General features: G+C 70.4%; 19 protein-coding genes. 11 read left to right on the top strand and 8 right to left on the bottom strand.

The window, feature by feature from the left end; genetic code table 11:
• Positions 1-165 precede the first annotated feature (165 nt).
• Positions 166-1077: a transglutaminase-like domain-containing protein gene (locus IEY70_RS00940; RefSeq protein WP_189063093.1), complete on the bottom strand. Its 912-nt coding sequence runs from the start codon at positions 1075-1077 to the stop codon at positions 166-168.
• A gap of 109 nt (positions 1078-1186) precedes the next feature.
• Here IEY70_RS00940 and IEY70_RS00935 point away from each other — a divergent pair, with 109 nt between their 5' ends.
• Entirely contained in the window at positions 1187-3247 is a 2061-nt protein-coding gene (locus IEY70_RS00935) for a thioredoxin domain-containing protein (protein ID WP_189063092.1), read from the top strand.
• Between the two features lie 101 nt (positions 3248-3348).
• Here the strand turns inward: IEY70_RS00935 and rpiA are convergent, their stop codons facing one another.
• Complete coding sequence (rpiA, locus tag IEY70_RS00930) at positions 3349-4038, bottom strand: ribose 5-phosphate isomerase A (protein ID WP_189063091.1); 690 nt, start codon at positions 4036-4038, stop codon at positions 3349-3351.
• Entirely contained in the window at positions 4035-4529 is a 495-nt protein-coding gene (gene prxQ, locus IEY70_RS00925) for a thioredoxin-dependent peroxiredoxin PrxQ (protein ID WP_189063090.1), read from the bottom strand. The genes rpiA and prxQ overlap by 4 nt, the downstream gene beginning before the upstream one ends.
• A gap of 126 nt (positions 4530-4655) precedes the next feature.
• Between prxQ and deoC the strand changes: the two genes are divergently transcribed.
• The 5 genes from deoC to IEY70_RS00900 all read left to right on the top strand — a co-directional run bounded on the left by deoC (position 4656) and on the right by IEY70_RS00900 (position 9498).
• Entirely contained in the window at positions 4656-5318 is a 663-nt protein-coding gene (deoC, locus tag IEY70_RS00920; protein ID WP_189063089.1) for a deoxyribose-phosphate aldolase, read from the top strand.
• Positions 5318-5983, top strand: coding sequence for a Maf family nucleotide pyrophosphatase (locus IEY70_RS00915; protein WP_189063088.1), 666 nt, complete (start codon positions 5318-5320; stop codon positions 5981-5983). Before deoC ends, IEY70_RS00915 begins: the two co-directional genes overlap by 1 nt.
• Positions 5980-6762, top strand: a complete 783-nt coding sequence (locus IEY70_RS00910) for a rod shape-determining protein MreC (RefSeq protein ID WP_189063087.1) — start codon at positions 5980-5982, stop codon at positions 6760-6762. The genes IEY70_RS00915 and IEY70_RS00910 overlap by 4 nt, the downstream gene beginning before the upstream one ends.
• Positions 6763-6895: 133 nt before the next feature.
• A complete protein-coding gene (locus IEY70_RS00905) occupies positions 6896-7435 on the top strand; it encodes a Rod shape-determining protein MreD (RefSeq protein ID WP_189063086.1) in 540 nt (179 codons plus the stop codon).
• The gene (locus tag IEY70_RS00900; RefSeq protein ID WP_229777527.1) at positions 7432-9498 is read left to right on the top strand and encodes a penicillin-binding transpeptidase domain-containing protein; all 2067 of its coding nucleotides are present in this window, start codon (positions 7432-7434) and stop codon (positions 9496-9498) included. The genes IEY70_RS00905 and IEY70_RS00900 overlap by 4 nt, the downstream gene beginning before the upstream one ends.
• Positions 9499-9713: 215 nt before the next feature.
• On the opposite strand, the gene IEY70_RS00895 is transcribed toward IEY70_RS00900, so the two are convergent.
• The 4 genes from IEY70_RS00895 to IEY70_RS00880 all read right to left on the bottom strand — a co-directional run bounded on the left by IEY70_RS00895 (position 9714) and on the right by IEY70_RS00880 (position 15626).
• Positions 9714-10112 (bottom strand): OsmC family protein, encoded by a 399-nt coding sequence (locus tag IEY70_RS00895; RefSeq protein ID WP_189063085.1) that lies wholly within the window; start codon positions 10110-10112, stop codon positions 9714-9716.
• Between the two features lie 128 nt (positions 10113-10240).
• Entirely contained in the window at positions 10241-11407 is a 1167-nt protein-coding gene (locus tag IEY70_RS00890; protein WP_229777549.1) for a sensor histidine kinase, read from the bottom strand.
• A 107-nt stretch (positions 11408-11514) separates the two neighbouring features.
• Positions 11515-14820: a PAS domain S-box protein gene (locus tag IEY70_RS00885; RefSeq protein ID WP_189063084.1), complete on the bottom strand. Its 3306-nt coding sequence runs from the start codon at positions 14818-14820 to the stop codon at positions 11515-11517.
• The gene (locus IEY70_RS00880; protein WP_189063272.1) at positions 14820-15626 is read right to left on the bottom strand and encodes a shikimate dehydrogenase family protein; all 807 of its coding nucleotides are present in this window, start codon (positions 15624-15626) and stop codon (positions 14820-14822) included. The genes IEY70_RS00885 and IEY70_RS00880 overlap by 1 nt, the downstream gene beginning before the upstream one ends.
• 346 nt (positions 15627-15972) lie before the next feature.
• On the opposite strand from IEY70_RS00880, the gene IEY70_RS00875 reads away from it, so the two are divergent.
• From IEY70_RS00875 to IEY70_RS00855, 5 genes are all read left to right on the top strand, one after another.
• Complete coding sequence (locus tag IEY70_RS00875) at positions 15973-17013, top strand: PhoH family protein (RefSeq protein WP_373290733.1); 1041 nt, start codon at positions 15973-15975, stop codon at positions 17011-17013.
• Positions 17014-17124: 111 nt separating this feature from the next.
• Entirely contained in the window at positions 17125-17637 is a 513-nt protein-coding gene (gene ybeY, locus IEY70_RS00870; RefSeq protein WP_189063082.1) for an rRNA maturation RNase YbeY, read from the top strand.
• Positions 17634-18056: a diacylglycerol kinase family protein gene (locus IEY70_RS00865; protein ID WP_189063081.1), complete on the top strand. Its 423-nt coding sequence runs from the start codon at positions 17634-17636 to the stop codon at positions 18054-18056. Before ybeY ends, IEY70_RS00865 begins: the two co-directional genes overlap by 4 nt.
• Before the next feature lie 105 nt (positions 18057-18161).
• Positions 18162-18686 carry a GNAT family N-acetyltransferase gene (locus IEY70_RS00860; RefSeq protein ID WP_189063271.1) on the top strand — a complete coding sequence of 175 codons (525 nt, stop codon included), beginning with the start codon at positions 18162-18164 and terminating at the stop codon, positions 18684-18686.
• Positions 18668-19354 carry a hypothetical protein gene (locus IEY70_RS00855; protein ID WP_373290725.1) on the top strand — a complete coding sequence of 229 codons (687 nt, stop codon included), beginning with the start codon at positions 18668-18670 and terminating at the stop codon, positions 19352-19354. Before IEY70_RS00860 ends, IEY70_RS00855 begins: the two co-directional genes overlap by 19 nt.
• A 54-nt stretch (positions 19355-19408) precedes the next feature.
• On the opposite strand, the gene IEY70_RS00850 is transcribed toward IEY70_RS00855, so the two are convergent.
• Positions 19409-20728 carry a S41 family peptidase gene (locus IEY70_RS00850; protein ID WP_189063080.1) on the bottom strand — a complete coding sequence of 440 codons (1320 nt, stop codon included), beginning with the start codon at positions 20726-20728 and terminating at the stop codon, positions 19409-19411.
• Positions 20729-20837 lie beyond the last annotated feature (109 nt).

Below are 20837 nucleotides of genomic sequence, written 5' to 3'. Positions count from 1 at the left end.
CGGACCCCGTGCGGGCTCCTGCCCCGTGTCATACGGACTGCCGTCTGTTTCGTTGACAACCCGGAACATCACCGGGTGGTCAACTCCACGCCCGGAACCCGCTCCGCTCCCACTCGCTTCGCTCGGACCCAGCGGGCTTTGCAGCCCATTCAATCGGAGGCCTTATCAGAACACGCGCGGGTTGGGTGGGTCGTTCAGGGTCATGCCGTCCGGGGCCTCGTCGGCCCAGACGGTCATGGTGGTCAGGCGGGCGTTCCCGAAGGTGGTGGTGAAGGCCACGTCCGAGGCGTCCCGGCCCTGCGCGATGATGATGCGCCCGGCGCGGGGGCGGTTGTGGCGGGCGTCGAAGGTGCGCCACTGCCCGTCGATGAACGCCTCGAACCACGCGTGGAAGTCCATGGGGACCGGGTCGGGCTTGATGTCGATGTCCGGCAGGTACCCGCAGACGTACCGGGCGGGGATGTTCAGGGCGCGGCAGTACGCGACGCCCATGTGCGCGAAGTCCCGACACACGGCGCGGCCACTGTCGAGCGCCTGGCTGGCGGTGGTGCTGCTGGTGCTGCCCGCCCCGTACCGGCAACTGGCGTACAGGAAGTCGCTGATGGCCTGCACGGTCGCCCAGCCGCCCTGAATGTTCCCGAAGCGGGTCCAGGCGTCGTTGCTGATCAGGTCGCTGTCCACGTAGCGGCTGGGCAGCAGGTACGCGATGGTCTCGTCCGGCAGGGCTTCCACCGGGGTTTTCGGGAGGTCGGGCAGGATGGGGTCGGGGTTGCGGGTGATCTCGGCGATCAGGTCGTGCCCCAGCGTGAACGTCCCGGCGGGGGCCAGGGCGCGCCAGATGGTGTTGCCGTGCTGGTCCGTGAAGGTGTGGATGCCCTGCGCCGCGCCCAGTGCCTGCTGCTGCACGATGCGCTGGCGGGTGCCGGTGGGGTGCAGGCGGTCGGCGGGCTGCACGACGAATAGCATGGGCGTGGGGAACGGCACGTCGAAGGTCAGGCGGAAGCCCGCGCGAATCCGGACGGGGTTCAGGAACTCAGGCTGTGATTCCGGGGGGGTCGCGCGTGTGGGCTCGGACATGCGCTCCAGTGTGGGGCCTGCGCGGGCGCGTGTGGGTGTGAACGCCAGACGGGCGGAAGTTCATGTTGCCCGGTGGGTGAGCGGGGGCCCATGCTCTAGGGTGGGGCGTATGAACCGACTGGCCCAGGAAAGCAGTCCGTACCTCGCGCAGCACGCCGGTAACCCGGTGGACTGGTGGCCGTGGGGCCAGGAGGCGTTCGCGGAGGCGGCGCGGCGCGGCGTGCCGGTGCTGCTGTCCGTGGGGTACTCGACCTGCCACTGGTGTCACGTGATGGCGCACGAGAGTTTCGAGGACGAGGCGACGGCGGCGTTCATGAACCGGCACTTCGTGAACGTGAAGGTGGACCGTGAGGAACGCCCGGACGTGGACGCGGTGTACATGGCGGCCACGCAGGCCATGACCGGGCAGGGCGGCTGGCCCATGACGGTGTTCCTGACCGCGTCGGGCGAACCGTTCTACGCCGGGACGTACTTCCCGCCGCAGGACGGGCACGGCCTGCCGAGTTTCATGCGGGTGATGGGCAGCGTGGAGCGCGCGTGGCGTGAGGAACGCGACAAGCTGCTGGGGAACGCGCAGGCGCTGACCGAGCACGTGCGCGAGGCCGCCCGTCCCCGCCCGTCCGACGGGGCGTTCGGGCCGGAGTTGCTGGAGCGGGGCGTGGAGAACCTGCGCCGCGCGTTCGACGCGGACCGGGGGGGCTTCGGCGGCGCGCCGAAATTCCCCGCGCCGACCACGCTGGATTTCCTGCTGACCCGCCCGGACGGGCGGCTGATGGCGCTGCACACGCTGCGGCGCATGCTCTCGGGCGGCCTGCACGACCAGCTGGGCGGCGGCTTTCACCGCTACAGCGTGGATGACGCGTGGCGGGTGCCGCACTTCGAGAAGATGCTGTACGACAACGCGCAGCTCACGCGGACGCTGCTGCGCGCCTATCAGGTCAGCGGTGACGGGGCGTTCGCGCAGGCGGCGCGCGGCGCGCTGGAGTACCTGCGCCGCGAGATGCTCGACCCGCAGGGCGGGTTCTACAGCGCGCAGGACGCCGACACGCACACCGAGCACGGCGGCGTGGAGGGCCTGACATTCACCTGGACGCCCGCCGAGGTGCAGGCCGCGCTGGCGGCCGGTGGGCCGGGCCACGAGGAGGACGCGGCGCTGATCGCGCGGCATCTGGGCATCACGGACCCCGGAAACTTCGAGGACCCGCACCAGCGCGCGTACGGGCGGCGCTCCGTGCCGTTCGTGGCCGTGCCCGTGCCGGACCTTGCGGCCGGGCTGGGCCAGCCGGAAGCGGACGTGCAGGCCCGCGTGGACGGCCTGAAGGCACGGCTGCTGGCAGTGCGGCAGGCCCGGACGCAGCCCGGCACGGACGACAAGGTGCTGACCTCCTGGAACGGGCTGGCGCTGGCGGCCTTCGCGGACGCGGCGCGCATCCTGCGCGAACCCGCGTACCTGGAGGTCGCGCGCCGCAACGCCGACTTCGTGCGCACGCACCTGCGCCAGCCGGACGGCACGCTGCGCCACACCTGGAGCGGCGCCCAGGCGCGGGTGGAGGGCCTGATGGAAGACCACGCGCTGTACGCGCTGGGACTGGTCGCGCTGTTCCAGGCGGGCGGCGACCCTGCCGACCTGCACTGGGCGCGCGAGCTGTGGCAGGTCACGCAGCGGGACTTCTGGAACGACGGGGCGGGCGTGTTCATGGCGTCTGGCGGACAGGCCGAGGCGCTGCTGACCCGGCAGGCGCAGGGCTTCGACAGCGCCGTGATCAGCGACAACGCCGCCGGGGCGCTGCTGGCCCTGTGGATGGACCGCTACTTCGCGCTGCCCGGCGCTGAGGACACGGCCCGGCGTACCGTGCAGAGCTTCCGGGGCGACATGCTGGCCGCCACCAGCGGCTTCGGGGGGCTGTGGCAGGCCGCCGCGTTCCTGCACGCCCCGCACACCGAGGTCGCCATCATCGGCACACCCGGGGAACGCGCGCCGCTGGAGGTGGTCGCGGCCCGGCACGCGCTGCCGTTCACGGCGCTGGCCTTCACGGAGGCCGGAAGCGACCTGCCCGTACTGGAGGCCCGCCCCGGCGGCGGCCTGGGCTTCGTGTGCGTGAACCGAACCTGCGACCTGCCCACCCGGGACGCGGCCGCGTTCGACGCGCAACTGGCCCGCCTGGGCTGATCCGGGGAGCTGGGGGAGGCGCGGCTCTCCCCTGTTCGCGGCAGGAACGCATGACAGGGAGGGAGGCCCCGACAACTGAAGTCCGGGGCCTCCCTCCTGCGTTACTGCGGGCGGAGTTCCTGCACGCCGTCGGGCGCGGCGACGAACGCCACCTGCGCCATGCCCAGGAACAGGCCGGTGTCGATGACGCCGAGGGTGCCTTTCAGCTGCCGTTCCAGTGCGTGGATGTCGTGCCCTTCGGGGATCTGCGCGTCGAAGATCAGGTTGCCGTTGTCGGTGACGTAGGGTTGCGCGCCGTTCTGGCGCAGGCGGCCCGCGCTCAGCACGGCGCGCAGGCGTTCGATGGTGTTCAGGAAGCCGAAGCGGGCGATCTCGATGGGCAGCGGGGATTTCTCGCCGATGCGGGTTACGAGTTTGGTGTGGTCGGCGATGATCACGAGTTGCCGGGCCTGCACCTCGGTGAGTTTCTCGCGTAGCAGCGCGCCGCCCAGGCCCTTGATCAGGTTCAGGGCCGGGTCGATCTCGTCGGCGCCGTCAATGGCGATGTCCAGCGGGCGCGGGTCGAGCGCCTCGACGGGAATACCGACCTGCCGGGCCAGGGCGTCACTGGCCTCGCTGGTGGCGACGCCGGTGATGCCGCTCAGTTCACCGGCGGCCAGTCGGCGGCCGATTTCCTCGATGGCGTACTTGGCGGTGCTGCCGGTGCCCAGGCCCACGCGCATACCGCTGCCGACCAGGGCGACGGCGCGGATGGCGGCCTCCTTTTTCAGACCTTCCAGGTCGGTGGTCACGCGTTCTCCTGGGCGCGGTGTTTCTCGATGGCGGCGGCCACGTGGTCGGCGTGCCCATCGACCTTCACGGCCAGCCAGGATTTGACCAGGGTGCCGTCCGGGGCGATCAGGAACGTCTGGCGTTTGATGCCCTCGGTGACCTTGCCGTACATGTTCTTGGTGCCGTACGACCCGACGGAGCGCAGGAAGACGGCGCCGTCGTCGCTCAGGAGCGGGAAGGGCAGCGAGTACTTCTCGGCGAAACTGGCGTGGCTACCGGCGTCGTCGGCGCTGACGCCCAGGATGGCGGCCCCGTGCGCTTTCAGGGTGGCGTTGTCGCGGAAATCGCAGGCTTCCTTGGTGCAGCCGGGCGTGTCGTCCTTGGGGTACACGTACAGCACGACGTACTGCCCGGCGTAGTCGCTCAGGGAGTGGGCGCGGCCCTGGGCGTCGGGCAGGGTGAAGGCGGGGAACGGCTGGCCGACCTGCGGCGGGGTGATGGATTCGGTCATGGCCTTCACAGGGTAACGCCAGCAAGCTGCGCGTGGGCCGGGCGGCGGCGGGTGCGGCGCAGGTCCAATCTGCGGATTCAATCTGCGGGTTCAATCTTCTTAGCGTTCACTGCGTATGCTGGGGGGGTGAAGCTTGCGCCGTACATTGACCATACCCTGCTTAAACCCACCGCCACCGCTGGCGATATTCAGAAACTGTGTGCCGAGGCCCGTGAGCATTCGTTCTACGCCGTGTGCATCAACCCGGTGTTCATCCCGCTGGCGAAGGCCGAACTGGAAGGCAGCGGCGTGAAGGTCGCGACCGTGTGCGGCTTCCCGCTGGGGGCCGTCAGCCCGGACCAGAAGGCCGTGGAGGCCCGCCTGAGCGTCGAGGCGGGTGCGGACGAGGTGGACATGGTGATTCATATCGGGGCCGCCCTGGCGAACGACTGGGACGCCGTGCAGGCCGACGTGCGCGCGGTGCGCCGCGCCATTCCGGACTCGGTGCTGAAGGTGATCATCGAGACCTGTTACCTGAACGAGGATCAGAAGCGCGGCGCGACCGAGGCGGCCGTGCTGGGCGGCGCGGACTTCGTGAAGACCAGCACGGGCTTCGGCACGGGCGGCGCGACCCTGGATGACGTTCGCCTGATGGCGCAGGTCATCGCGGGCCGCGCGCAGATCAAGGCGGCGGGCGGCGTGCGCAGCGCCCAGGACGCCCTGGACATGATCGAGGCCGGGGCCACGCGCCTGGGCACGTCGGGCGGCGTGGCGCTCGTGGCAGGCGAGCAGAGCGGCGAGGGGTACTAATGCCGGGCGTTTCAGGCGGCGCGGACCTCACCGCGCCGAGGGTGGTGCTGGCGTCCGGCAGTCCCCGGCGGCGGGAGCTGCTGGGCGGCCTGGGCGTGACCTTCGAGGTGATCGTCAGCGGCGAGGACGAGGACAGCACCCAGACGGACCCGCGCGCGCTGGCGGCGGAACTCGCGCTGCTCAAGGGCCGTTCGGTGGCGCGTGCGCACCCGGACGCCGTGGTGCTCGCGGCGGACACGGTGGTGGCGGTGGGCGCGGACCTGCTGGCCAAGCCCGCCACGGCCGCCGAGAACGAGGCGTTCCTGCGCCAGCTGTCGGGCCGCACGCATGACGTGTACACGGGCGTGGCGGCCCTGCGTGGCGCGGCCGAATCGGTCGAGGTGGCCCGCACCCGCGTGACCTTCCGCGCCCTGAACGACGCGGAAATCGCGCATTACGCCGCGACGGGCGAGGGCCTGGACAAGGCGGGCGGGTACGGCATTCAGGGCCTGGGCATGGCGCTGGTCGAGCGGCTGGACGGCGAGTACTCGAACGTGGTGGGCTTTCCGCTGTCGGTCGTGATCCGGTTGCTGCGCGGTTGCGGCGTGCCGGTCTGGGGCAGCCTGGACAGCGCCGCGCCGCACCCCACCCCGGACAGCGTCACCCCGGAGAGCGCCGGGGCGTGAGCGAGGGCCGCCGACTGCTGCTGGTCACGCTGGGCCTGCTGTTTCTCAGCATGGTCACCACCCGCTTTCAGGTGGTGGCGCCGTCGGCCCTGCGGAGCGGCACGGCGCCCATCACGCGGGCGTCGGTCGTGGTGGCCGACAACATCCGCCGGGCGTACGTGACGCTGGTCGACGAACGGGACCTGTCGCGCGAGGTCGGCACGCTGGGCAGGCAGAACGACGTGCTGCGCCAGCAGAACGAACTGCTGCAACGTGAGGTCGCGCGCCTGCGGCAGGTCATGAACATCACGACCACGCAGGCTCCGAACGCGCTGGGCATCGCGCAGGTGATCGCTGTCGATCCCAGCCCGCTGCTGGCGCGGCTGGACCTGAACATCGGGGCGCTGGACGGCGTGCGGCTGCGCATGCCGGTCACCGTTCCGGCCGGACTGGTCGGGCAGATCACCAGCGTGTCGGATCACCGCTCGACGGTGGTGGCGCTGGTGGACCCGGAAAGCAGCGTGGGCGTCACGCTCCAGGGCAACAAGGGCGGGCGTGGACTGGCGCGCGGCGTGCCGCCGGACCGCATGCGCGCCGACTTCTCGCGCAGCGTGCCCATCAAGGTCGGGGACGTGCTGGTCACGAACAGCCTGGGCGGGGTCTTCCCGGTCGGGATCCGGGTGGGTACGGTCGAGAAGGTCATGCCGCTCGGCCCGAACGACATCAGCCGGACCGTGATCGTGAAACCCAGCGTGGATGTCGGCGTGGTCGAGGACGTCACGCTGCTGGAGGGCCTGTGACACGGATTCCGTTTGTTTCGCTGGCAACCCGCCCCCGCACCGGGTTGCCAACTCCACGTCCGGAACCCGCCCGGCTCCCACTCGCATCCGCTGGGACCCAACGGGCGTTGCAGCCCATTCAATCGGAGTCCGTATGAGAAGCACCTACCCTGTTCCGCGCGGGCCGCTGCGCTGGGTCAAGCTGCTGGTGTACGCCGCGCTGCTGATCGCCGCGCAGGGCGTCCTGTCGCGCCTGTCGGACGCCGCCGGGATTCCCGCGCCGGACCTGTTCCTGCTGACCGGCGCGGCCCTGGTCTGGCGGCTGCCGCCCGCGTGGGCGCTGGTGGCCGCGTACGGCGTCGGCCTGGGCCAGGACGTGCTGGGCAGCGGCGCGCTGGGCCTGCACGCGGCGGGCGTGGCGGGCGGCGCCCTCATGGCGATGCTGGTGCGGCGTTACGTGGCCGACAGCGGCCTGTTCCAGTCGCTGCTGACGGTGCTGCTGGCCGTGACCGGCGAGTGGCTGGCGTTCCTGATCCTGAACTACTGGCTGCGCGCCGACCTGATCACGGTGGACCTGTTGCGCACCACGGTGCCGCTGCTGTTCGTGGGGACGCTGGTGGTCTTCCCGGTCTGGGACCGCCTGCTGTCCTGGACGTTCGGTTCCCGCAGCGGTCCCGAGGAGCAACTCGCGTGAGTCGCGCCGGGGAGGCCATCGACCGCCGCGCCCGCAGTCGCCGGCGCGCGGCGGCCCGGTCACGCACGCGGCGTTCCGCGCACGAGGGGGCCGCGCGGGTCAAGTGGGCGGCGTTCACGTTCAGCCTGGGCCTGCTGGGCCTGGGCGGGCGGCTGTACCAGCTTCAGATCGTGCAGCACGACCAGTTCGCGGTCCGTTCGGCCAGCAACTACCAGCGTGACGAGGTCATTCCCGCGCTGCGCGGCGAGATCCGCACGCGCGACGGGGTGCTGCTCGCCACGAACCGGCTGGCGGTGGACCTGGTGTACACGGGCCGCCGCGACCCGGGCGATCCGGAGCAGGCCATTCCGTCGTGGGACAAGATCGTGTACCTGGCGGGCATCAAGCCCGAGGCGCTCAGTGACGGGCAGCCGCGCGAACCGGACCGTCAACGCGAGGCCGAGACGGTCCTGGCACGCAACATCCCCCAGGAGAAACTGTCGGCGCTGTACGAGTACACGGTGCTGGTCCCCAGCCTGGAACTGCGTGAACGGGTCGAGCGGGTGTACCCGGAAGGCAAGATGGCCGGGCACCTGCTGGGGTACGTGCAGGAAGCCAGTCAGAAGCAGGTCGAGGAGGACGGGTACACGCTGGGTGACCTGGTGGGCCGCAGCGGACTGGAGTACAGCCTCCAGAAGACCCTGCAGGGCAAGAACGGGTTGCGGCGCCGCGAGGTCACGGCGGGCGGCAAACCGCAGACCGAGCGGGTCATCGACCCCGGCCAGAAGGGCAAGGACGTGGCCCTGACCATAGACTCGACCCTGCAACGCGCCGCCGAGGACGCCCTGCGGACCGGGCTGGCCGACGTGAACAAGGGCCGCGCCAAGTACGGCAAACCCGCCGAGCCGTACACGCGCGGCGCGGTGATCGCCATCGACCCGCGCACGAACGAGGTCCTGGCGATGGCCAGCAGTCCGGCGTACGACCCGAACTGGTTCTCGCGCGTGCCCAGCCCGGACCCGGCAGCGAAGAACTGGGCGATCGACCCGAACCGCCCGCTGGCAGAACTGGACGCCGTGACCACCAACCGCGTGGTGCAGGCGTACAACCCGGGCAGCGTGTTCAAGATCGCCACGACCCTGATGTACGTGGAGAAGTGGGGGAACTTCACCATGAACTGCGCGCCCACGTACTACTTCGGGCGGGCCGCGTTCCGTAACTGGGCGGGGTACGGGCTGGGGCCGGTGGACGGCCGCAAGGCCATCGCGTTCTCGTGCAACCCGTGGTACTACGATTCGGCGGCGCGTGCCGGTCCCGAAGACTACTCACGGCAACTCAAGTCCCGCCTGACGGAACTGGGGTACAACGGCGAGACTGGCGTGGAACTGGTCGGCGAGAAGACCGGCCTGCTGCTGGACGCCGACGATTACACCAGTCCCGCCGCGCCGTGGTATCCGGGCTTCGGCCTGAACATGAGTATCGGGCAGGGGGACGTGCTGGTCACACCGGCGCAGGTGGTGTCGGTCATGTCCACCATCGTGAACGGCGGCCAGAAACGTCCGTTGACGGTCATGAAGGCCGTGGACGGCACGCCGGTGCCGCGCAAACCGGCCGTGAACGTGGTCCGCAACGGGAACACCGCAGCCTTCGACCTGGTCAAGGAAGGCATGACCTGGACGACCAGCATCCCCACCGGCACGTCCCGCCACGAGGTCGGCCCGGAACTGTTCCCGGTGCGGACCGGCGGGAAGACCGGAACGGCCGAGAACGGCCTGAGCCGCCGGGGCGGGTACGCGTACACGCACGCGTGGTACGAGGGGTACGGGCCGCTGTCCAGTCCGAACTTCGCGGTCGTGGCGTTCTTCCAGAACGGCGGCGAAGGCTCGGGACCTGCCCTGAAGGCCGTGAAGAAGATGTTCGCCGCGCGCTGGTGCGTCACCCTGAACGACCAGGGCAGCGCCCTGCCCCTGAGCGCCCAGCAGCCCTGCACGGGCGAACTGAGCCAGATGCACGACGTGTACCGGATCAGGGCGCAGCGCGCCGAGAACGCCGCGAAGAAGGCCGGAACGACCCAGCAACCCTGAACGGCCCGGCAAACCCGAACGGCCCGGCAAACCCGAACGGCCCGGCAAACCCGAACGGCCCGGCAGCCCTGGCGCCCGGTCGCGCGGGACAACACAGGGGAGGGAGGCCGGTCACGCGCCTCCCTCCCCTGTGTTGTGTCCGGTCGGTGGCCGGGTGCGGGTTATACGGACTCCGATTGAATGGCCTTTGTAGCCCATTCAATCGGAGTCCGTCATTACTCGACCTGGGTTTCGACCACGATCTCGCTGTTCAGGGTGGCGGCGACCGAGCAGTACTTCTCGTGGCTCAGGTGCGCGGCCTTGCTGAGGGCTTCGGGGGTCACGCCTTCACCGCTGGCGATGTGGCGCACGGTGATGTGCGTGTAGCGTTTCGGGTCGGTGTCGGCCCGTTCGCCCTCGACCTCGATGCGGTAGGAGGCCAGGGGCGTGCGGCGTTTTTTCATGATCTCGACCACGTCGTAGGCGGTGCAGGTGGCCAGGGCGCCCAGCAGGGCTTCCATGGGGGACACGCCGACCTTGGTGGGGCTGTTGTCGATCAGCAGTTGGTGGCCGCTCTCGCTGACGCCCAGGTAGCGTTGTTCTCCGAGCCACGTGACATTCAGGGTCTTTTTCATGCGCGCAGCGTACCGCGCGCCCGGCGGGCGGATTGTCGCTCTGTCCATCCTGCCCGTCCTGTCCGGGCGGGTCTGTTCAGCTGGCCCCAGCGTGGGTCTGTCGGTCCTGGCGCCCTGGCGGGGTCGGGTCAGGGGGTGGGTTCGTCCAGGCCGTCGTCCTCTTCGGGCAGCGGCAGGCGCACGCGGAAGGTCGCGCCGCCGCCGGGCGTGTCGACCACGTCGATGGTGCCGCCGTGCGCGGTCACGACCTGCTGCGCGATGGTCAGGCCCAGTCCGGCGGAACCGGCTTCCTTGCCGCGGTAGAACTTGTCGAAGATGCGGGGTTTCACGGCGTCCGGCACGCCGGGGCCGTGGTCGACCACGCGGACTTCCAGTTCGCCGGGGCGGGGCACGATCTCCAGCGAGACCTTGTCGGGGCTGCCGGTCACGCGGATGGCGTTCGTGACGAGGTTGATGAACACCTGGTTCAGCCGGCCGGGGTCGCCGACGATCTCGTACACGCCGTCCGGGGCGTTCACGCCGTAGTCGCGGCCCACCTGCCGCAGCAGTTGCCCGAGGTTCATGAAGTGCATCTCGATGCTCTGCACGAGTTCCCCGCGTGAGAGTTGCAGCAGGTCGTTCACGAGGCGGGTCATGTTCTCCGCGACGCGCTGCGCGTCGAGCAGGGTCTGGCTGCCGCCGGCCTCGCGTTCGGCGCGGCGCAGGTAGCCGTGCAGGGCGGTCAGGGGGGTGCGGAGTTCGTGGCTGGTTTCGGCCAGGAAGGTCTTCTGGAGGTTCAGGGCCTCCTCGAGTTGCTTGGCCTGGATTTCCAGGCGCTGGCTCTGGCGTTCGGCGGTGTTGCGGAGCCGCTCGACTTCCTCGAGGCGGGCCTGGAGGGAGGCGTTCAGCTGGCGGATCTCGTGTTCGGCGCGTTCGCGGCGGATGCGGCTCTCGACCTCGGCGATGGCGCGGCGGATGCTGGGCGCCAGCCGTTCCAGGCGTTGCTTGAGGATGTAGTCGGTGACGCCCTCGCGCAGGGTGTCCACGGCGGTTTCCTCGCCCATGGCGCCGGTCACGATGATGAACGGCACCTTGGGCAGGCGGGTGTGCGCGGCGCGGTAGGCGCTGAGGCCGTCGTAGCTGGGCAGCGCGAAGTCACTGAGGATCAGGTGGGGTGGCTCGGTGCTCAGGGCGCCGAGGAAGCCGTCCTCGTCTTCCACGCGGGTGATCTCGACCGGCCAGGGCAGGTCGGTGTCGATGTGCATGGTGACCAGTTCGTGGTCCAGTTCGCTGTCCTCGAGGTGCAGGATGCGCAGTGGTTCGCCGCGTTCCGGTACGCCCTGGCCGGGGTCGAAGTGGGTGACTGGCGCGGCTGGGGTCAGGGTGGCGGGGGTGGTGTGGGGGTCGGTCTGGTCGGTGGGGTTCACGCGTCCTCCGGGTGTGTGGGGAGCGTGACGGTGAAGGTCGCGCCCTCGCCTGGAACGGCGTCGGCGCTGACCTGTCCGCCGTGACGGTTGATGATTCTTCGCACGTTGGCGAGGCCTATGCCGATGCCTTCGAACTCATCGGCGCGGTGGAGACGCTGGAACACACCGAACAGTTTATCCACGTATCGCGGGTCGAACCCGACGCCGTTGTCGCGGACGGTGACGGTCACGGCGTCCGGGGTCTGCCCGGCGCTGATCCACACGTGGGCCTCCTCGCGGCCGCGCGAGTACTTCACGGCGTTGCTCAGCAGGTTCGTGAACACCAGTTCCAGCAGGTTCTGGTCGGCGCTGACGCCCGGCAGGTCGTCCGGCAGGTGCAGGGTCACGTTCCGCCCGGCCCGGTCGGGTTCCAGTCCTGCCCAGGCGGAGCCGATCAGGGCGCGCAGGTTCACGGGCACGCGGCGCAGTTCCTGGCGGCCCATGCGGGAGAACGACAGCAGGTCGTCGATCAGCTGGCTCATGCGTCCGGCCGAGTCCATGATGACCTTCAGGTAGCGCTGGCCCTTGGGGCTGAGTGCCTCGCCGGTCTCCTTGTGCAGCAGGTCCCCGAAGCCCACGATGTGCCGCAGTGGCGTGCGCAGGTCGTGGCTGACGCTGTAACTGAACGCTTCGAGTTCGCGGTTGGCGGCCTCGAGTTCCAGGGTGCGGCGCTGCACGCGGTCCTCCAGGGACTGGTTGAGCTGGTGCAGGTCGGCCTGCGCGGCGTTCACGCGTTCCTGTAGCAGGTCGTTGCTCAGGGCGGACGTGAAGCGCTGCGCGAGGTCCTGCGCGAGGTCCTGGTCGCGGTTGGTGAGCGCCTGCCGGTACAGCAGGCCCAGCACGCCCACGAGCGTGCCGTCACGGCCGATCAGCGGGTAGAACAGCGCGCCCGTGGCGTTCACGCGGTGCAGGGCGGGGTCCGCGTCGATGAAGACCGGGTCCTCGGTGTCCAGAATGCGTTCGATGGCCTGCCCGGCCACCACCTGGAAGGCGGCGGCGTGCCAGGTGGCCGATGGGCTGGAGGTGGCCAGCAGCGTGGTCGGGTGGACGCTCCAGAGGGCGGCGCTGTCCGCGAAGCGGCTGGACAGGCGGCCCAGCGCGGCGCGGTACCGGTCGTGGCGCAGCGGGGCGGCGTTCACGCTGCGGGCGTTGAGCTGTTCGGTCACGTCGGCCAGCAGGCGCGCGGCGTTCTCGGCGTACACGGAGTCGTCCACGTCGGTGCTGGTGCCCACCCACTCGATGATGCGGCCGGTGGTGTCACGGACCGGCAGGCCGCGCGTGACGAAGGTGCGGTACTGGCCGTCCTGGCGCAGCAGGCGGTGTTCGGCCTCGAAGGGCCGCGCGGAGCGCAGCGCGTCTGCCCAGCGGCGGGAGTAGTCGGCGCGGTCTTCCGGGTGCAGCAGGCCCAGGAAGCCCGAGCCGCTGCGGGCGGTTCCCACGAACTCGTTCCAGCGGCGGTTGAAGTACACGGGCGTGCCGATGGGATCGGTCAGCCACACGATCTGCGGCATGCCCTCGATCACGCCCCGGTAGCGTTGCTCGTTGCGCTGCGCGAGGCGTTCGGCGGTCACGCGGTCGTGAATGTCGGTGGCGCTGGTCACCCACTCGCTGATCTGGCCGTGTTCGTCCCGGATGGGCACGAGTTTCAGCACGGCCCAGCGCGGCCCGCCCGGCAGGTGCAGTTGCACCTCGCACTGCGCGCCGTCGCCGCTTTCCTCGGCCTCGCGCAGCATCTGGCTGTACGCGGCGCGTCCGGCGGCGTCCAGCTGGGCGTGCAGGCCCTGAGGGCCGAGCTGGGCGCTGAACTGACCGTTCGTGAAGGTCACCTGTCCGTCTGTGCGGCTCACGCGGATCATGTGCGGGATGGCGTCCAGGATCCCGCGTGAGCGGCGTTCGCCGGCCAGCAGGGCGCGTTCGGCCTGCACGCGGTCGGTCACGTCGCGGATGGTTTCGAGCAGGCCCAGCAGCGCGCCGTCGGGGCTGCGGACCTCGCCGCGCTGCGTTTCGCCCTGGAAGCTGCTGCCGTCCAGGCGTTCGAAGGTGGTGGTCAGCGCCTGGAAGGTGGAGCGGTTGTCGAGTCGGCGGTCGCGGTGAATGACGCCCAGCAGCTGGCCGTTCAGGCTGTCCGGCCCGGCGCGGAACTGTTCGGTCAGGGCGCGGTTGACCATGCGGATGCGGCCGCCCTCGTCGGTGAAGGCGGCGGCGTCCTGCATGGACTGGAAGATCGCCTCGAATTCCGCGCGGGCCTGTTCCTGGCGGGTGCGGGCCTGCGCGAGCGACACGTTCAGGTTCTCGGCTCGGGTGCGGGCGTCCACCTGCGCCTTGACCAGCAGGAAGGCCACGCCGGCGGTGCCCAGGCCGACCAGCACGATCAGCAGCGGGATGGTCGAGGCGAAGTCGCGGCCGAAGTCGGCGTCCGCGCCGTGGTTCAGGGTCCACTGCTGCCCGGCGATGCTGAGGGTCGAGGTGTACCGGAACGGCAGCCCCGTCAGGCTGGGCGGTTCGAGTTGCAGTGACTGGCCGTCCAGCAGGGCCTGGGTGCGCAGGGTCGCGCCGCTCTGCAGGGGCGAGAGGTCCTGCAGGAAGGTGTCGGCGCGCACGGCGAGGTACAGGTAGCCGTCCGGGGCGGGGTTGCGCGGGTCGCTGCGGTACGGCAGCATGACCAGGAAGCCGCGCAGGGGCCGTCCGGACGGGTCGAGTTGCGCGAGGTCCAGCAGGTCGGTCGCCTGGGCGAGTTCGCGGGCGCGGGCCGCCAGGAATCCCTGGTGGCGCAGGCGTTCGCTGTTCATGTCGAAGCCCAGCGCGGCGAGGTTCTCGGGGCTGGGCGGGGCGATCAGGGAGATCACGATGCGTTCCGGGTGCGGGTCGCTGCCCTGCGTGACCCGGAAGTCCGGGCTGCCCGCGCGGCGCCGCTCCTGCTCCAGCGCGGCGGTGTCGGCCGCCAGGACGGCCTGCCCGTACCCGACGGCCTGCACGCCGGGGTAGCGGCTGGCCAGGTCGATGCCCTCCACGAAGCGTGAGAACGACGCCTCGTCCTGCGCGGGTCCCTGTGCCTGCCACGAGGCGCGCATGGTGTTCAGCAGCCGCTCGTACACCGACAGCCGGTCCTGGAGGGCCTGGGTGTACACGGCGGCCTCCCGCTCGAAGCGGCTGCGCTGCTGGTCGCGCACGAAGGCGTTCACGACCAGCGCGGCGGCCAGCGTGAGGCCCGCGATCAGGATCAGCACCATGACCGGGGCCCGCTGGCCGAGGGTGCGGCGCATCACGCGCTGCCCGCCGGGGCCGGTCCGGGGTCGGTCAGATCGGTCAGGGCGTTCAGGAACACGCTGACGGGCACGTCCGCGCCGGTCCAGGCTCGGAAGGCCAGCCGGGCCTGGTGGGCCAGCATGCCCAGGCCGTTCTCGGCGTTCAGTCCGGCGGCGCGGGCCTCGCGCATCAGGCGGGTCTCGGCGGGTTTGTACACCATGTCGTACACCAGTGTCCGGGCGGGCAGGCGGGTCAGGAACGTGGCGTCCAGCGGCGTCTGGTCCGGGTCGTTCAGTCCGGCGCTGCTGGCGTTCACGACGAGCGCCGCCGACTCCCACGGGGCCGCGTGGGCGGGCAGGGCCGTCACCTGAAAGTGGGCGTCCGGGGCGTGCCAGTCGGCGGCGATGGCCTGCGCGCGTTCCAGGGTACGGTTCACGACCGTCACGTTCTGCTGGCCGCAGTTCAGGGCGTGTACGGCGGCGCGGGCGGCCCCGCCGGCACCCAGCACGATCACCTCGGCACCCTCTTCCCAGATGTACCCGGCGTCGTACAGGGCGTCACGCAGGCCCGGCGAGTCGGTGTTGTCGCCGTGCAACTGGCCGTCCCGGTGAACGATGGTGTTCACAGCTCCGACCGCCCGCGCCGCGCTGCTCAGGCTGTCGAGCAGCGGCAGGGCGGCCTCCTTGTGAGGCAGGCTCAGGTTCGCGCCCAGCACGCCGGGCCGCCGCAGGGCCTCGACGGCGCCCGGCAGGTCGGCCGGAGCGACCCGCAGGGCGTCGTACGTGCCGTTCAGGCCCGCGTGGGCGAACGCTGCTCGGTGCATGCGGGGCGACAGGGAATGCGCGGCCGGGTCGGCGTACAGGAAGGCGTGAAAGGCAGGGGTTCCGTCCGGCAGACTCACGCGGTCAGTCTAGAGCATCCCCCCCGAGAACCCCGCACCCGGCCACCTGCGCGGGGCCGAACCTGTCCAGTTGGCGGATGCCGCGCGGCCCGGCACCGCCGGAGAATGTGCTGCGGGACACGGCCAGCAGGGGGCCTTCCCGCACAGAATGGGGCATCCCGATGACCCGACGCCTTCCTGCCTCCCCACCCGGTCACGGGGGGAGGGTGCGCCACGCCGCGCGACTGGAGAACACTTGACACACCCCCAACACGAGTCGGGCCAGCCCGTGCCGGCCGCGACGACCGCCCCGACCACCGCCACCATCCAGATCGAGAACCAGCGCGAGGCGTACTCGCTGCTGGGGGCCGGGGACGCGAACCTGCGCCGCATGCGTGAACTCACGAAGGCGAAACTGGTCGCGCGGGGCGAAACCATCACCATCACGGGCGACGAGGCCGACGTGCGCGGCGCCGAACGGATGGTCCGCGACGCGCTGGACGTGGTGCGCGGCGGCGGCGAACTGACGCCCGAGAGCCTGCTGCGCTCCGCACGCCTGAGCGGCGAGGGCCGCAGTCTGGCCGCCGAGACGCAGGTGACGGGCCTGAACCTGCCGCGCGGCCTGAAACCCAAGACGCCTGGGCAGAAACTGTACCTGGACAGCATCGAACGCAGCGACATCACCTTCGGGGTCGGTCCGGCCGGGACCGGCAAGACGTACATGGCGGTCGCCATGGCCGTGCAGGCCCTGAAAGCCAAGAAGGTCAAACGCATCATCCTGACCCGCCCGGCCGTCGAGGCGGGCGAGAAACTGGGCTTCCTGCCCGGCGACCTGCAGGCCAAGATCGACCCGTACCTGCGCCCCCTGTACGACGCGCTGCAGGACATGCTGGACCAGGAGAAGTTCGAGTCGTACCTGACGAGCGGCGTGATCGAGATCGCGCCCCTGGCATTCATGCGCGGCCGCACCCTGAACGACGCGTTCATCATTCTGGACGAGGCGCAGAACACCACGGGCGAGCAGATGAAGATGTTCCTGACCCGCATGGGCTTCTCCAGCAAGGTCGTGATCACGGGCGACGTGACGCAGATCGACCTGCCGCGCCACATCACCAGCGGACTGGCCGTCGCCAAACGCGTCCTGAGTTCCATCGAGGGCATCGCCTGGCACGAGTTCACCGAGGTGGACGTGGTCCGTCACCCGCTGGTGGGCCGCATCATCAAGGCATACGAGACGGCCGAGAACGCCGAACAGGACAAACGCGCCGCCCGTCGCGGCGAGTTCGCCAGCATCCCCGAAGGCGACGGGGACAACACTGTCCACAGTTGAAGGTTGATGGTTGATGCAAGCAGAGGCCCGGCGAGCAGGTAAGCCGGGCCTCTCGCCACCCGCCATCTGCCACCCGCCATCTGCCATCTGCCATCCACTATCCTCTATCAAGTGATTGATCTGATCGTCCGTAAAACCCCGCCCGCCGGTCTGCGCCCCGCGCTGCGGGCCAGTCTGGAGGCGGTGATGGCGCATTTCGAGGTGCCGGACCGCGAGGTGACGGTCGTGCTGGTCGGCGACCGCACCATCCGCACCCTGAAGCGCGAGCACTGGGGCGAGGACGCCGTGACGGACGTCCTGAGCTTTCCCACCTGGGAGCCGGGCGATCCGTTCGTGCCGCCGCACCTGGGGGACATCGTGATCAGCCTGGATACCGCGCAGCGGCAGGCGGACGCGCGCGGGCACTCCCTGACGCGCGAGGTGGCGCTGCTCGCCAGTCACGGCCTGACCCACCTGGTCGGGAACGACCACCCGCACGCGGACGGCCTGGGCTTCGAGGAGGGCGCGCAGGGGCCGGAGTGGGAGGTGTTCCACGCGGCGTGGCGCGCGGCGCAGTCGGCGCTGCCTGCCGAGACGCTGCCCGGAACAGCCGCGCCTGACGCAGCCCTGCCTGACGGCGCATGAGCCCGCCCGCACCCGGCACGCCGCCGGAACCGGGCGCGGCCCGGCGACCCTCGGCACGCAGTCCGCGCCGCTGGTGGCGTTCGGCGCGGTTCGCGTGGGCCGGGGCGGCACACACCTACCACACGCAGGCGAACTTCCGGGTGGAGTGCTGGGCGGCGCTGGTCGCGCTGGGCCTGTGCGTGTGGCTGCGTGCGCCGCTGGCGCCGGTGGCGCTGGCCTGCGCGCTGGTCCTGAGCCTGGAACTGGTGAACACGGCGCTGGAAGCTGTGGTGGACCTCGTGAGCCCCGAGTGGCATCCGCTGGCGAAGGTCGCCAAGGACGCCGCAGCGGGCGCGGTGCTGCTGGGCAGTGCGGGCGCGGTCCTGGTGGGAGTGGGCACGCTGCTGCCGCCCCTGCTGGCCCATCTGGGCACCCGCTGACGGTGTGCGGGGCGGCGCGCGTGGCAGGATACCGGCGTGACCGACCTTCCTGCTGGCCTCTCCCCCACCCGCGTGTCCGGCGCGCCGGGGCTGGACCTGTCGACCCTGAGTATCCGGGGCCGCCGCCCGCGTGACCTGCCTGCCCTGCGCCGCTGGTTCACGGACCCGCACGCGCAGTGGCGTGACTGGGACGCCCCGTACCTGCACGCCGTGCAGACGACCGGATCGCTGGCGGCGTACGTGGAGCAACTGGAACGCACGCCGCCCAACCCGAACGAGCGGGTCGTGTCGCTGGACGGGCAGTGCATCGGCATGGTGAACCGCTCGGAGACACCGCCCGAGGACGGCGGCTGGTGGGACCTGGGAATTATCATTCACGATCCGCAGTTCTGGGGGCGGGGTGTGGGCTCGCGGGCGCTGGCGCTGTGGGTGGACGCCACGCTGAACGAGACGGACGCGCACGTCCTGACCTTCAGCACCTGGGGAGGCAACGAACGCATGATCCGCGCCGCCCACCGCCTGGGCTTCCGCGAGGCGGGCCGCGTGCGCGAGGCGAGACTGGTGCGCGGCGTGCGGCACGACAGCGTGCAACTGGACCTGCTGCGCCGCGAGTGGACGCCACTGCCGTGACACCCCCCAGGTCAGACAGCAAACCCGACACGCCGCAGCAACCAGAAAAGAAGACCGCGCCCGTCAACCCGCCGGGCTTCCTGGCCACCCAGGACCTCAAGGAGCGTGGCTGGACACCCGCCCTGATCACCCGCTTCCTGGGCGAGCACGACGGGACCCGCCCGAACGGCCTGAAGATGGGCCGCCGCCGCCTGCCGCCCGTGAAACTGTACGCCGAGGCGCGCGTGCTGGACGTGGAACGCCAGGATGCCTTCCTGGCCGCGCAGGCCCGCGCCGCCGACGCCCGCGACCGGGCCGCCCGCGCCCGCGAGACCCGCGAGCAGCGCCGCGCCCTGCTGCTGGAGGCCGCCGCCGGGTCGTACCATCCGGTCATTCACCCGGAGCCGCTGCGGCGCGGCGCGGTCCGCAAGGCGCGCGAACCGTACCTGCCCGCCCTGGACGCCGCACTGGACCGCGTCGCGCAGGAAATCGGGCGGGTCACGGACCGTGAACGCAGCCACCTGCACGGGCTGCTGCGCGGGCGGCTGGACCTCGCGCTGGCCTCCGCGTACGACTGGTACCCGGCGCCGGGCAGAGAGACCGGGCAGGGCGACAGGCGGGCCGCACACCCCGCCACCAGCACAGCAGACGCGAAAGCCAGCGACTGGCGCGAATGGGACTGGGACTGACAACGCAGGCCGCCTCCCACGCCCGGGAAGACGGCCTGCGTGCTGCGGTGGGGCTTACTTCTTGAGCAGTTCGACGGCTTTCTTGAGGATGGCGTCGGTCTGGAGGTCCACGACGGCTTCGCCCTGCGCGGCGCTGCGGCTGGGGCGTTTGATCTCGCCGGTGTAGCTGAACTTGCCGTCCTTGTCGGCGGTGACGGTGACGGGTTTCCCTTCGATGGTGAAGGTGAGTTTCGCGCCGGGCGTGACGCCGCTGCCGGTCAGGTTGGGGGGCGTGGTGTAGCGGGTGTCATTGACGATCACGTCGGGCGTGACGCCTTTCTTGTGAATCTGGCGGCCCTTGGGGGTCAGCCACTCGCTGTTCACGATGGCGACCTTGCCGCCGTCGGGCAGGGTTTCGGGGATCTGCGCGACGCCCTTGCCGAAGGTCTGCTCGCCGACGATGGTGGCGCGGCCCACGTCCTGCAGCGCACCGGAGACGACCTCGCTGGCGCTGGCGCTGTTCTTGTTCACCAGGACCATCAGTTTGCCGGTGTAGTCGCTGGCGGCGTTGGTGGCGCGGCCGTACACGGTGGTTTTCTTGTTCCGGTCGCGCAGGCTGACGATCGGGCCGCTCTGCATGAACTGGTCGGCGACGTCCACGCCGGCGCTCAGCAGGCCGCCGCCGTTGTCGCGCAGGTCGAGGATCAGGCTGCTGACCTTCTTCTTTTTCATGTCGGCGACGGCGGCGCGGAACTGCTCGCTGGCCTTCTCGTTGTAGAAGGTGTTCAGGGCGATGTAGCCGATGTTGCCGGGCAGGACGGTCTGTTCGACGCTGACGATGGCGACCGGCTGGCGTTCCATCTTGACGGTGTAGGGTTTGCCGTCGCGGGCGAACGTGACGGTGACGGTGGTGCCTTTCTGGCCGCGTACGAGGCGCACGATGTCGTTCAGTTTGCCGGTCAGGACGTCCTTGTCGCCGATTTTCACGAACACGTCGCCGATCTGCACGCCGGCGTTACTGGCCGCGCCGGTCCGGAAGACGTTGTCGATCTTGCCGCCGGTCCCGTCGGGGTTCGCGGCGACGAGTTGCACGCCGATGCCGTAGAACTCGCCGCTGAGGTTCTCGGCGTCAATGGCGTTGTCTTCGGGCTGGCTGTAGTACGTGAATTCGTCGTCCAGGCTGCCCAGCGCGCCGGTGATGGCGCCGCGCAGCAGTTTGTCCTGATCCACCGGGTACAGGTACAGGGTGTTCAGGTCGTTGATGACCTTCAGGAAAGTCTTGCCGGTGGCGGTGCTGCCGAGGTTCGCCTGGGTGTACCCACCGAACTGCGCGTAGGCGACAGCGGCAGTGGCGGACAGGGCAACCCCGACGGTGGTCAGGCGTTTGGCGTTCACGCCTCGCAGGATAGTGCTGGCAGGTGAAGTGCGTTTGAGGATTTCACCCTGTTTGCTGCGCGGTTCGGGTGACTGGGCGCGCCGCTGTTGCGCAAGGCTTCATGGTGTG

This window comes from Deinococcus seoulensis (genome assembly GCF_014648115.1).
GTDB classification, from domain to species: Bacteria; Deinococcota; Deinococci; order Deinococcales; family Deinococcaceae; genus Deinococcus; species Deinococcus seoulensis.
This window is presented reverse-complemented; position numbering and strand designations above follow the sequence as displayed.

Bases quoted from the DNA above. Each gene is read 5' to 3' on its own strand.
- IEY70_RS00940 (WP_189063093.1), bottom strand. From the start codon at position 1,077: ATGTCCGAGCCCACACGCGCGACCCCCCCGGAATCACAGCCTGAGTTC.
- IEY70_RS00935 (WP_189063092.1), top strand. From the start codon at position 1,187: ATGAACCGACTGGCCCAGGAAAGCAGTCCGTACCTCGCGCAGCACGCC.
- prxQ (WP_189063090.1), bottom strand. From the start codon at position 4,529: ATGACCGAATCCATCACCCCGCCGCAGGTCGGCCAGCCGTTCCCCGCC.
- IEY70_RS00915 (WP_189063088.1), top strand. From the start codon at position 5,318: ATGCCGGGCGTTTCAGGCGGCGCGGACCTCACCGCGCCGAGGGTGGTG.
- IEY70_RS00905 (WP_189063086.1), top strand. From the start codon at position 6,896: ATGAGAAGCACCTACCCTGTTCCGCGCGGGCCGCTGCGCTGGGTCAAG.
- IEY70_RS00895 (WP_189063085.1), bottom strand. From the start codon at position 10,112: ATGAAAAAGACCCTGAATGTCACGTGGCTCGGAGAACAACGCTACCTG.
- IEY70_RS00885 (WP_189063084.1), bottom strand. From the start codon at position 14,820: ATGCGCCGCACCCTCGGCCAGCGGGCCCCGGTCATGGTGCTGATCCTG.
- IEY70_RS00880 (WP_189063272.1), bottom strand. From the start codon at position 15,626: ATGCACCGAGCAGCGTTCGCCCACGCGGGCCTGAACGGCACGTACGAC.
- IEY70_RS00865 (WP_189063081.1), top strand. From the start codon at position 17,634: ATGAGCCCGCCCGCACCCGGCACGCCGCCGGAACCGGGCGCGGCCCGG.